Source organism: Bacillus sp. JJ1609, from assembly GCF_036967045.1.
GTDB lineage: Bacteria > Bacillota > Bacilli > Bacillales > Cytobacillaceae > Mesobacillus.
Genome location: NZ_JBALSS010000033.1, coordinates 1 through 12,682, shown reverse-complemented (window position 1 = coordinate 12,682; position 12,682 = coordinate 1). Strand labels below are relative to the sequence as shown.

Here is a 12,682-nt window from a genome sequence, read left to right as displayed (position 1 = left end):
AAAACTGGACTGTTGATTTCCGCTCCAATCAACAGGATTTAAAAATCAACATTGCCCTTTAACAGATCCTTTTTATAAAGAGTGCTAAAACATAGTGATCTTATTGTTCCTTCAGCCAGCGTGCAGCATCTTTAGCATGGTAGGTAATGATCAGATCAGAGCCTGCGCGTTTCATGCCTGTCAGCATTTCCATCACGATGCTTTTCTCATCAATCCAGCCGTTTTGTGCGGCTGCTTTGACCATGGAGTATTCTCCGCTAACATTATAGATGACGACAGGCAGGTTGAAGTTATTTTTAACATCCCTGACGATATCAAGATAAGGCATGCCTGGCTTCACAATCAGGAAGTCCGCACCTTCCATGACATCTGACTCAGCTTCGCGCATTGCCTCAATACGGTTTGCCGGATCCATCTGGTAGGATTTGCGGTCTCCAAACTGTGGAGTGCTTTCTGCTGCTTCACGGAAAGGACCATAGAATGCAGATGAATATTTTACAGCGTAGGACATGATCGGCACATCCTGGAAGCCTGCTTCATCCAATGCAAAACGAATAGCTGTAACGAATCCGTCCATCATATTTGAAGGGGCAATGATATCAGCACCTGCTTTAGCCTGGCTCACTGCGGTCTTTCCTAGCAATTCAAGTGATGGATCGTTAAGCACCTTGCCGTCCTCAATAACGCCGCAGTGTCCATGGCTTGTGTATTCGCACAGGCATGTATCAGCAATGACAACCATGTCAGGGAAATCCTTTTTAATGACACGAGTCGCTTCCTGGACGATACCATGGTCATGGTACGCCTGGCAGCCTACCTCGTCCTTTTCATTTGGAACGCCGAAAAGAAGGACAGATTTAATACCAAGGGATTCTACTTCAGCGATTTCTTCTTTCAGATTATCAAGAGACAAATGGAAGACTCCTGGCATCGAAGATACTTCATTCCTAATGTTTTCTCCCTCGACGATAAATAATGGATAAATTAAATCTTCAGTGCGAAGATAGTTTTCACGAACCAGGGCACGCATATTCGCAGTTTGCCGAAGACGGCGGTGGCGGTTAAATTCAAGGTTTTTCATGTATTACCCTCCAGTATGCGGATTTATTTTTAAGTACTCAATTATGCTTTTCAGCATCTCTTCAACTGTATATTTTTCAGGCACAGCGTGGACAGTCAATCCCCATTCCTTTGCCTTGCGCATTGAAACAGGGCCGATACAGGCCACGATACAATGATCAAGCTCGTTTTGGAGCTGGTGTCCTTCTACTATTTCCATAAAATGATCAATCGTAGAAGGGCTTGTAAATGTAAGTATATCAAGTCTTCGATTTCTAAGCATCTGAATCAGCTTATCCCGGCTATCATCAGGCAGGTAGGTTTCATAGATGACAATTTCATCAACTATAGCACCGTGTTTCTTCAATGTGGCAGCAATATAATCTTTTGCAAGATTTCCTTTTGGAATAAGAACCCGCGAACCCTCACGGATGTGAGAATGAAATTCTTCCACAAAATCTTCAGCAACATAATGCCCAGGTGTAAAATCAACCTTAATACCCATAATTTCAAGAACCTGCCTCGTTTTATCTCCAATCACGGCAATCTTCGGAAATCTTACAGGTGTTTTAATTAAAGAATAAAAGGTTTCCACTGTCACATTGCTCGTGAAAATGATCCAGTCGTATGTATGTAAGCTATTCATAATTTCATGAAGTTCTTCAGTTGCTGCAACAGGCTGAAAGGCAATTAGAGGGATTTCCACTGGAATCCCTCCAACCTTAGCCACTAACTCGGAGAAAGACTTTGCGTGCGCCTTTCCCCTTGGAATCATGACTGTTTTATTTTGCAGCGGCAGAGACGGAATCATTCAATCTCAAGCTCCTGTTTAACCTTATCGATCAAGTCCTTCGCGCCCTCGCTGATCAGTTTTTCTGCAGCAAGCTCACCAATCTCTTCAGGATTCCTGCCCTGGACTTGTTCTTTAATGATCGTTTTTCCATCTGGTGAACCTACTAAGGCTGTCAAAACGATTTCTTCCTGTTCATTTATATGGGCATAGCCTGCTATTGGCACCTGGCAGCCACCTTCCATCTTATGTAGGAAAGCTCGCTCTGCCCTTACAGCCGCACTCGTTTCAGCGGATGTGAATTTTTCAAGAAGTTGAAGAAGCTCTTCATCGTCACCGCGGCATTCGATTGAAAGTGCTCCCTGGCCGACTGCAGGGACACAGATCTCAGGATCAATGAATTCAGTAATTGTTTCATCAGCCCAGCCCATACGCTTCAGTCCAGCGGCAGCCAGAATAATGGCGTCATATTCTTCTGTCTCAAGCTTGCCGATCCTTGTATCAATGTTACCGCGAATCCACTTCATTTCAAGATCGGGGCGCTGTGCTAAAAGCTGAGCACTTCTGCGCAGGCTGCTCGTTCCGATCACAGCACCAGATTTTAACTCGCTGAAAGGTACATTTCCTTTCGAAATAAGGACATCACGATGATCCTCGCGGAAAGGAATACAGCCAATCACCAGACCCTCAGGCAGGACAGCAGGCATATCCTTCATGCTGTGGACAGCCATATCAATTTCCTTGTCCAGCATAGCTTGTTCTATTTCTTTAACAAATAGGCCTTTCCCACCCACTTTGGAAAGCGTAACGTCTAAAATCCTATCTCCTTTAGTAACGATTTCCTTCACTTCAAACTCGAAAGGAGCTCCTAATTTTTTTAACTGCTCTATTACCCAGTTTGTCTGCGTCAATGCTAATTTACTCCGTCTTGAACCAACGATAATTTTTCTCATGACTGCCTCCTTTTATTGATACCAAAAATGGAAAGATGATAATTTTCCGAAAAGAAAAAAGTTAATTAATACAATCAGAAAGGAAGCGATATTCCAAAGAGCAAGCGACTTCCCATATACTTCTTTGCCAACTCTCAAATATAGGTAAATGCTATAGACAGCCAAAACCACGAATGAGCCTATTAATTTCGCATCATACCATTCAAGACCAGGGACCTTGATCCATGCCCATTGCAGCCCAAGAATCAGGCTCAGGATAAGCATCGGCACTCCAATGACATTCAATATGTATGACCAATAATCAAGCCTGGTCAGATCGGATATTCTCCATAACAGCTTTCCCCATTTTTTCCTCTTTAAAAGGTCATATTGAATGAGGTAAAGCAAAGAAAAGACAAATGAAATCGAAAAAGCTCCATAGCTCAGGATCGCCATCGTGATATGAATCAGCAGCAGTTCTGATATAAGCTGTTCAGAAATGACATTAGAATCATAATGCACAGGCGCAAAAGTATGGATGGCCATAATGATGAATCCAAGTACATTTGTAAAAAAGACAATGAAGTCTACCTTTAGTAGTTTGTTGATTGCGAGGGACAGTGTGACCAGGACCCACGCATAAAAGTAAAGCCCTTCAAAGAGGGTCAGTACAGGGAATCGGCCAGTTTCGACCATATAATAAAATAGGAATAGAGTTTGAAAACCCCATACAAATGCAAGTAACCAGAAGGCAACTTTGTTCGCCCTCCGGTTACTGTTAAGAAAATCAATAAAATATAAAAGGACGCTTGCCGCATAAACAACAATGGTCATTTCATGAAGGCGGGTAATAAAAAGATCTCCCATAATCAGAACCCCTCTTACGACTGTAGGAAAGCCTGAGGCGAAGGTACTCTGGCCTGCCTGGATTCTGATGTTTTCATTCCCTCTTGTTCAGCGACTAGCTGTTCAATATTAAAGATCTTGACAAATAGGTCAAGCGCCTCGTCGGCATCAGGGCCAGCTGCAAGCTCTTTAGCCTGAAGAATTGGATCCTTCAGAAGCTGGTTGATGATGCTTTTTGTATGCTTGTTAAGGACCTTCATATCCCTATCGGATAAATGCGGAAGCTTTCTTTCAATGCTGTTCATTGTCTCTTCCTGGATGGCAAGAGCTTTCACCCTTAAAGCAGAAATGACAGGAACAACTCCAAGAGTGTTCAGCCATTGTTTGAACTGGACGATCTCACTTTCGATCATAATGAGAATTTTCTCTGCAGCTTTTTGGCGTTCTTGCAGGTTCGCTTCAACAATTCCTTCAAGATCATCAATATCATAAAGGAATACATTTTCAAGTGTAGCAATTTCAGGATCCAGATCGCGCGGTACAGCAATATCAACCATGAATAATGGTTTTCCTTTGCGTTTCTGCTCAACTTTGGCGACCATATCCCGTGTTACAACGAAATCCTTGGCTCCAGTAGAACTGATCAGGATATCGGCATCTGTAAGCGCACTCTGAAGCTCATCAAGAGTCTTGGCTTTGCCTGAGAATTTTGTTGCCAAATCTTCGGCCTTTTTGTAGGTACGGTTAATGACGGTAACCTTCTTTGCTCCATTTGCATGGAGGTTTTGGATGGCTAGTTCGCCCATTTTGCCGGCCCCAAGGATTAACACATGCTTTTGGTCAAGTGAACCGAAAATTTTCTTGGCAAGCTCAACAGCTGCATAGCTTACTGACACGGCATTCGCACCAATTTCAGTTTCGGAGTGTCCGCGCTTCGCAAGCGTCACAGCTTGCTTAAATAGCTGGTTAAATACAGTTCCGGTAGTGTTTCTCTCTAGTCCAAGCATGAAGCTTGAACGTACCTGGCCAAGAATTTGAGTCTCGCCCAGCACCATTGAGTTTAATCCGCACGAAACCTTAAATAAATGCTCGATTGCTCCATCTTGTTCATAAATAAACAGAAATGGCGTGAATTCAGCCTGTGGAATCCCGAACCATTCAGATAAAAACTCTTTTATATAATATCTGCCTGTGTGGAGCTGGTCCACGACAGCATATATTTCTGTACGGTTGCAAGTTGATACTATGACATTCTCAAGAATGCTCTTTTTTGCCTGAAGGGCAATCATTGCTTCTCCAAGATTCGCCTCGTTGAATGTCAACCTTTCGCGGATTTCGACAGGGGCAGTTTTATAATTTAGACCGACAACTATAATGTGCATATATTAATTGACACCCCCAAATAGAAATTGCATAATTGGCTAAGGAAATTATACCATGAAGCCTTTTTCCTTTTTGCTAGAAATGTGAACAACTAGTGAACACAGTGTGATATAAATTACATAAATATAGGTCATTTTCACAAGTTGTTTATTTACATAATTACCTTACGAACAGCAAATAAACATACTCCCTAATGTACCTTATCAAAGTTTGTCGATTAATTCAAGTGAGCCTTATTGGAAGTGGTGAAAGTATGAAAAATCAGAGAATGATCCCAGGAATGATATTGATCGGATTTGGTATTTATTTTTATCTACAGCAGGCAAACATAACCCTTTTTCAGGAATTTTACACGTGGCCGACACTCCTTCTTATCGTAGGAGCCGCCTTTTTGGTACAAGGCTACTGGGGAAAGGATTATGAAGCGATTTTACCAGGAGTGATCCTTGTTGGTTTAGGTGTCCATTTTCATGTCGTCAATAAGTTCGAATTATGGCCGGACCATCTGGGAGCATTTATTCTAATTATTGCCCTTGGCTTTTTACTTCGATACCAGAAAACAGGCAATGGCTTGTTCCACGGAGTCCTTTTTCTCATTTTAGCAGGGTTGCTGCTATTTTATGACCGGATCACAAGCTGGCTTGGTTTGCTGGAAAATGGAGTCGCAACAGCATGGAAATTTTGGCCAGCGGCACTAATCCTGATCGGTATCTACCTTTTATTTTTCAAGAAAAAATGATTGAATCCCGCATCATTATAATGGTGCGGGATTTTTCATTTCTACTCTATTATTTTGAAAAGAATTCTCCAATTTTCAATTCAATTGCATCCATCCCCTATTAAAAACGCGGTCCATCACTGGACCGCGTTTTGCATTATTTCATGAAAGCTCCAAGAACAGACCAAGCCTTATCCTTGCCTTCTCCTGTTTCGGATGAAAAAAGGATAATAGTGTCATTAGGGTCAAGATCAAGAGTTTCTTTTGTGATTTTTAAATGCTTTTGCCATTTTGACTTCGGGATTTTATCCGCTTTTGTGGCAATTATGATAACTGGGATATCGTAATGCTTGAGGAAATTATACATCATGACATCATCCTTGGATGGTGGATGTCTTAGGTCCACAATCAGAAGCATTGCTTTTAATTGTTCCCTTGATGTGATGTAGGTTTCAATCATTTTTCCCCATGCTTCGCGTTCAGACTTGGAAACTTTTGCGTATCCATAGCCTGGAACGTCAACGAAATGAAGCATTTCATTGATCAAGTAAAAATTCAAAGTCTGCGTTTTTCCTGGCTTCGAAGAAGTCCTGGCGAGACTTTTCCGGTTCAGCATTTTATTGATAAAAGAAGATTTCCCTACATTGGACCGGCCTGCAAGGGCGAATTCCGGAAGAGTCGTTTCCGGGTACTGGTTCGGCCTTACAGCACTGATCACTATTTCTGCGCTATTTACTTTCATTGAACATCACCGCTAACTAGAGCGTGCTTAAGTACTTCATCTAGATGAGAAACTAACACGAATTCAAGCTCCTTACGTACACTTTCAGGAATGTCGTCAATATCTTTTTCGTTATCTTTTGGAAGAATAATCTTTGTCAGGCCTGCCCTGTGGGCGCTCAATGATTTTTCCTTTAGGCCGCCGATTGGCAATACGCGTCCCCTAAGAGTTATTTCTCCAGTCATTCCTACTTCCCTGCGAATCGGCCTTCCTGATAAAGCAGATACGAGTGCAGTAGCAATGGTAATCCCTGCAGAAGGTCCATCTTTAGGAACAGCACCTTCGGGGACGTGGATATGAATATCATTCTTTTCATGGAAGTCCGGATCGATGTCCAAATCCTTTGCTTTAGAACGGACATAGCTAAAGGCTGCCTGAGCTGATTCCTTCATGACATCTCCAAGCTTTCCTGTCAGTACAAGTTTGCCTTTGCCCGGGGATAGTGACACTTCAATTTGAAGTGTGTCACCGCCTACAGTTGTATAGGCGAGTCCTGTAGCAACGCCCACCTGGTCTTCAAGTTCTGCCTGCCCATATCTGAACTTAGTCTTGCCAAGGAATTCTTCCACATTCTTTTCATTTACAACCACTCGTTTTTTCTCTCCGGATACAACGATTTTCGCTGTTTTACGGCAGATTGCTGCAAGCTGCCTTTCCAGAGAACGAACGCCGGATTCACGAGTATAATAACGTATTACTTTCGTTATTGCGTCATCCTTCATTTGAAGCTGGGACTTGGATAGACCATGATCCTTTATTTGTCTAGGCAGCAAATGATCTTTGGCAATATGCAGCTTTTCAAGCTCTGTATATCCCGCAATATTAATGATTTCCATCCTGTCCAGCAATGGACCTGGAACAGTCGAAAGATTATTTGCGGTCGCAATGAACATAACTTTAGAAAGGTCATATGGCTCCTCGATATAATGGTCGCTGAAGTTGTAATTTTGCTCAGGATCCAGCACCTCAAGCATAGCAGCTGATGGGTCCCCGCGGAAATCACTCGACATTTTATCGATTTCATCTAACAGGAATACAGGATTGATTGTTCCTGATTTCTTCATTCCCTGAATAATCCGGCCTGGCATTGCGCCAACATAAGTCCTTCTGTGGCCGCGGATTTCAGATTCATCACGGACACCGCCCAGGGAAACACGTACAAAATTCCTGTTCAATGATTTTGCAATTGATCTGGCGAGACTTGTTTTACCGACTCCCGGAGGTCCAGAAAGGCAGAGGATTGGCCCTTTTAACGAGTTTGTCAGCTGCTGGACAGCAAGATACTCAAGCACACGTTCCTTAACCTTTTCAAGTCCATAATGGTCTTTATTCAAGACTTTTTCCGCTTTGTTGATATCAAGGTCATCATTGGTTGCCTTCGACCACGGCAAAGTAACTAGCCACTCAATATAGTTCCTTATCACTGCGCTTTCAGCAGAGGTTGTCGGAACCTTTTCGTAGCGGTCCAATTCCTTCAGGGCTGTTTCTTTTACATGTTCAGGCATTCCTGCAAGCTCAATTTTTTCGTTAAGCTCTGCTATTTCACCAGTCTTGCCTTCTTTTTCGCCAAGTTCTTTCTGGATCGCTTTCATTTGTTCACGCAAATAATATTCCTTTTGCGTGCGCTCCATTGACCGCTTGACGCGCTGGCCAATTTTCTTCTCCAGACCCAGAACTTCTTTTTCATTATGGATAATTTCAATCACGCGGTTAACACGTTCTTTTATATCAATCGTCTCTAATATTTCCTGCTTTTCTTTTAATTTCAAAGGCAGGTGGGAAGCAATGATATCTGCCATTCTTCCTGGCTCTTCGATGTCAGAAACTGATGCATACGTTTCCGCAGAAATTTTCTTGGACATTTTTATGTATTGTTCGAAATACTCAAGCATTGTCCTCATTAATGCTTCATCTTCGACATCCTTCGTTTCCCTGTCTTCAAACGTTCTCAGTGTGCAGGAGTAGTAATCTTTTTCATCGAAAAGTTCAATGATTTCAGCTCTTGCCAAGCCTTCAACTAGAACGCGGATCGTTCCGTTCGGCAGCTTCAGCATCTGTTTAACACGAGTGAGTGTACCCACTTGGTACAAATCCTCTTCGCCTGGTTCATCTATAGAAATATCCTTTTGAGTCGTAAGAAAGATCAAATGGTCATCCACCATAGCCTTCTCAAGAGCCTGTACAGATTTTTCCCGACCAACATCTAAATGAAGCACCATTGTCGGATATACGAGAAGACCGCGAAGCGGCAATAGAGGGACAGTGAGCTCTTTTTCGTTCGCCATGATATTGCACCTCCAACATGCATTGTAACATTCTATAAGCATTTTAATACTTTGTTGTTCAATTCTATCGTATTTATTTTCTAGTGTCTAATATCAAGAGCAAAAAGGACGGTTTCTAACTGTGACATCTAATTGTTAGTATCCTGAAATTACGCTAAAAATATGTCTGCTACTCTGCTTACAGAATAATTTTAAACAAGTCCTGCTCAGTTGATATGCTCCTTTTTCACCTTTACCAGGGAAATATAAACCATTAAAAAAGAACGCATTACGCGTCCTTTTTCAATCCATGTTTAGCTCGTTTCCTTTTTTACAAGATCTGGAGCAACTGAAATAATTTGTTCGCGTGGATGCTCTTTAAGCAAGGCGATTTCAAAAACCTCATCCAGGTGAGTCACAGGGATGATTTCGATATCTGTAATTTCATTTAGGATTGTCTGCACGTTTTCTTTTGGAATGATAACCTTTGTGGCGCCGGCTTTTTTCGCAGCTTTAACCTTCGGATAAACTCCGCCAATTGGCTTTACATTTCCATGGATGCTAATTTCTCCTGTCATGGCTACTGTATTGTCCATCGGTATTTTATAGATTGCCGAGTAAATACCTGTGGCCATGGCAATTCCTGCTGATGGCCCATCGATAGGAGTTCCACCAGGGAAATTAACGTGGATATCAAATTCATCCGCAGGTACACCCATTGACCTGAGGACAGTAATAACATTTTCGATCGAGCCCCTTGCCATACTTTTTCTTCTGATCGATTTACCCTGTCCACCAATACTTTCTTCATCAACAATGCCGGTAATATTTATTGATCCTTTATCCTTTGCTTTTATAACCGTAACCTCGATTTCTAGGAGAGCACCTGTATTAGGGCCATATACTGCAAGTCCATTAACGAGTCCGACAGCAGATTTTTCATTTATTTTGCGTTCCATTCTCGGAGTCAGCTGGCTAGAATGAACTACCCATTCAATTTCCTCCTCCTTAATGTATGAGCGTTCTTCCGTTATAGCCAGTCCTGCCGCTATCTGAACCATATTGACAGCTTCACGTCCATTGCGTGCATAGTTAGAAAGAATCGATATCGCTTCTTCACTCATCGTCAGATTTACTTTTTCAGCTGCGTTTCTGGCTACTTTAGAGATTTCCTCCTGACTTAACTCGCGGAAAAATACTTCCATACATCTTGACCTAATGGCAGGAGGAATTTCGCTTGGAGTCCTTGTCGTCGCGCCTACAAGTCGGAAATCCGCAGGCAGCCCATTTTTGAAGATGTCATGGATATGTGTTGGAATTTGTGCATTTTCTTCATTATAATAGGCACTTTCTAAAAACACTTTCCTGTCTTCTAAAACTTTCAAAAGCTTGTTCATTTGAATTGGATGTAATTCACCAATTTCATCAATAAATAAAACCCCGCCGTGAGCATTGGTCACCGCTCCTTGCTTCGGCTGCGGTATACCTGCCTGCCCCATCGCTCCTGCTCCCTGATAAATCGGATCATGGACAGAACCAATCAACGGATCGGCAATTCCTCTTTCATCAAATCTTGCTGTAGTTGCATCGAGCTCCACAAACACTGAAGAAGATTGAAAAGGAGATTTGGAATTCTGCTTTGCTTCATCAAGGACAAGTCGGGCAGCCGCAGTTTTCCCTACACCAGGAGGCCCGTAAATAATGACATGCTGGGGATTAGGTCCGCAAAGAGCAGCTTTTAATGCTTTTATACCATCTTCCTGCCCGACAATGTCGTTAAAGGTGGCAGGCCTAACTTTTTCGGCCAAAGGCTCACTAAGAGATATGGATCTCATTTTCCTCAGCTGTTCCATTTCCTTTCTGGATTCCCGGTCAATCGATACCTTTTGAGTTCGTTGATTTCTTAACAGATTCCAGAAATACAGCCCAATGATAATCCCAAAAAACAGCTGTATGAATAAGGCGATTCCGGTCCAACTCAAATAAATTCCCTCCCGTAAGTTGATGACTATTCGCTTTACCCTAGTATCCCCTTGACCGAGTTGGAATAAACAATATTTTCAAGTGAATTTTCCCATCCATTCTCGCATTAAAGCGCTGGGGGTCAGACCCCCACTGCTTTAATGCGGTACAGAAAAAGAGTCCGGTGGAGTTCACCGGACTCTTTGTTATTATGCTGAGTTTCTTTCGTCTTTCAGGACGGTTCCGTCTTCTAGCACTAGCTTTGGCGGCATGTTGTTTTCGACTGTTTCTTTTGTGATGATGCATTTTACGATATCATCACGTGATGGCAAGTCGAACATGACGTCAAGCATGATGCCTTCGATGATTGAACGGAGTCCGCGGGCTCCTGTCTTTCGCTCGATTGCCTTTTTTGCGATTTCAACAAGGGCATCGTCTTCGAAATCAAGCTCAACATTATCAAGCTCAAGCATCTTTTGATACTGCTTCACAAGAGCGTTTTTCGGCTTAGTCAGGATTTCAACCAGCGCTTCTTCATCAAGCGGAGTCAGGCTGGCGATTACTGGCAAACGGCCGATGAATTCTGGAATCAAACCAAACTTCAATAAGTCTTCAGGAAGCACTTTTGACAGCAATTCCTTCTTGTCTAATTCTTCTTCTTTCTTATCGGAACCGAAGCCAATTACTTTTTGGCCAAGGCGGCGTTTGATGATTGATTCGATTCCATCAAATGCTCCACCGCAGATGAATAGTATATTCGTTGTGTCAATTTGGATGAATTCCTGATGAGGATGCTTACGTCCACCTTGTGGCGGAACGCTTGCAACTGTTCCTTCAAGAATTTTCAATAGCGCCTGCTGAACGCCTTCACCGGAAACATCTCTTGTAATAGAAGGGTTTTCGGATTTTCTTGCAATTTTATCGATTTCATCGATGTAGATGATCCCTTTTTCAGCTTTCTCCACATCATAATCTGCAGACTGGATCAATTTCAAAAGGATATTTTCTACGTCTTCACCAACATAACCGGCTTCAGTAAGTGATGTAGCATCCGCAATCGCGAATGGTACATTGAGAATGCGGGCTAGAGTTTGCGCAAGCAATGTTTTACCGCTTCCTGTCGGCCCGATCATCGCAATGTTACTCTTTGAAAGCTCAACATCATCAATCTTACTGTTTGAATTGATACGCTTATAATGATTATAAACGGCTACAGACAAGTTTTTCTTAGCCTGGTCCTGCCCAATTACATACTCATTAAGGATATCTCGGATTTCCATTGGTTTTGGTACATCTTTAAATTCAACTTCTTCTTCAGTGCCCAGTTCCTCTTCAACGATTTCCGTGCATAATTCAATACACTCATCACAGATGTAGACCCCAGGCCCTGCTACTAACTTGCGGACTTGATCCTGCGTTTTGCCGCAGAAAGAACACTTAAGCTGCCCTTTTTCATCATTAAATTTGAACAATGCCTTCACCCCTTGAGAACTTCTAACAATATATAAAGCTGCAATTCATAAGCAAACGAAAAGTTAAGTAACGGTTTTTCTGCTTCGGTTGAGCAGGTATGTATTGCATTGTAACACATTATGCCAAGGTACAGGAAATAATAACCCTTGACATGGACAAGTTTCGTGCTTATGAACCATTGTGAAAAAATATGTACTAAATCATCTTAACCATAAATGGTGCCATTAAATCGGCATATGGGAAATTGCTAAAAAATTATGTATGTATATTACTTTTAACTTTATGTTTTTATTGTAGAAAACAAGGCACGATCACTCGCGCCTTGTTTCTATTCTAAACTAAGTATAAAATTCACTTCGAGAAATGTCTAGCTCCAGCGCCTAGCCCCTCGAGTCGCTTGTCTAGTTTCGCCTCCTAGAAACTCCGAAACTTCAACTCCGCCGGCAGAAGCAAAAAGCGCTTCTTTGTCGGAGT

10 protein-coding genes are annotated in these 12,682 nt (G+C 42.3%); 1 reads left to right on the top strand and 9 read right to left on the bottom strand.

All coding sequences use genetic code 11. The features are described 5' to 3' along the window. Nucleotides 1-100 precede the first annotated feature (100 nt). From hemB to hemA, 5 genes are read right to left on the bottom strand one after another with little or no spacing between them, the layout of a single operon-like run. Nucleotides 101-1,081 (bottom strand): porphobilinogen synthase, encoded by a 981-nt coding sequence (hemB, locus tag V7654_RS20890; RefSeq protein WP_335432781.1) that lies wholly within the window; start codon nt 1,079-1,081, stop codon nt 101-103. Between the two features lie 3 nt (nt 1,082-1,084). Beyond that, entirely contained in the window at nt 1,085-1,870 is a 786-nt protein-coding gene (locus V7654_RS20885; protein WP_335432780.1) for a uroporphyrinogen-III synthase, read from the bottom strand. Further along, on the bottom strand, nt 1,867-2,802 hold the full coding sequence (gene hemC, locus V7654_RS20880) for a hydroxymethylbilane synthase (RefSeq protein WP_335432779.1): 936 nt from the start codon (nt 2,800-2,802) through the stop codon (nt 1,867-1,869). The genes V7654_RS20885 and hemC overlap by 4 nt, the downstream gene beginning before the upstream one ends. Before the next feature lie 12 nt (nt 2,803-2,814). After that, nucleotides 2,815-3,648 (bottom strand): cytochrome C assembly family protein, encoded by an 834-nt coding sequence (locus tag V7654_RS20875; protein WP_335432778.1) that lies wholly within the window; start codon nt 3,646-3,648, stop codon nt 2,815-2,817. Between the two features lie 14 nt (nt 3,649-3,662). Next, the gene (gene hemA / locus V7654_RS20870; protein ID WP_335432777.1) at nt 3,663-5,009 is read right to left on the bottom strand and encodes a glutamyl-tRNA reductase; all 1,347 of its coding nucleotides are present in this window, start codon (nt 5,007-5,009) and stop codon (nt 3,663-3,665) included. Nucleotides 5,010-5,263: 254 nt separating this feature from the next. Here hemA and V7654_RS20865 point away from each other — a divergent pair, with 254 nt between their 5' ends. Then, on the top strand, nt 5,264-5,749 hold the full coding sequence (locus V7654_RS20865; protein WP_335376348.1) for a LiaI-LiaF-like domain-containing protein: 486 nt from the start codon (nt 5,264-5,266) through the stop codon (nt 5,747-5,749). A 136-nt stretch (nt 5,750-5,885) separates the two neighbouring features. Here V7654_RS20865 and yihA read toward each other — a convergent pair whose 3' ends face one another. From yihA to clpX, 4 genes are all read right to left on the bottom strand, one after another. Next, a complete protein-coding gene (gene yihA / locus V7654_RS20860) occupies nt 5,886-6,470 on the bottom strand; it encodes a ribosome biogenesis GTP-binding protein YihA/YsxC (RefSeq protein WP_335432776.1) in 585 nt (194 codons plus the stop codon). Next, entirely contained in the window at nt 6,467-8,794 is a 2,328-nt protein-coding gene (lon, locus tag V7654_RS20855) for an endopeptidase La (protein WP_335432775.1), read from the bottom strand. Before lon ends, yihA begins: the two co-directional genes overlap by 4 nt. A 293-nt stretch (nt 8,795-9,087) precedes the next feature. Continuing rightward, complete coding sequence (gene lonB / locus V7654_RS20850) at nt 9,088-10,755, bottom strand: ATP-dependent protease LonB (protein WP_335432774.1); 1,668 nt, start codon at nt 10,753-10,755, stop codon at nt 9,088-9,090. Nucleotides 10,756-10,944: 189 nt separating this feature from the next. Next, the gene (clpX, locus tag V7654_RS20845; RefSeq protein WP_335432773.1) at nt 10,945-12,207 is read right to left on the bottom strand and encodes an ATP-dependent protease ATP-binding subunit ClpX; all 1,263 of its coding nucleotides are present in this window, start codon (nt 12,205-12,207) and stop codon (nt 10,945-10,947) included. Nucleotides 12,208-12,682: the final 475 nt, after the last annotated feature.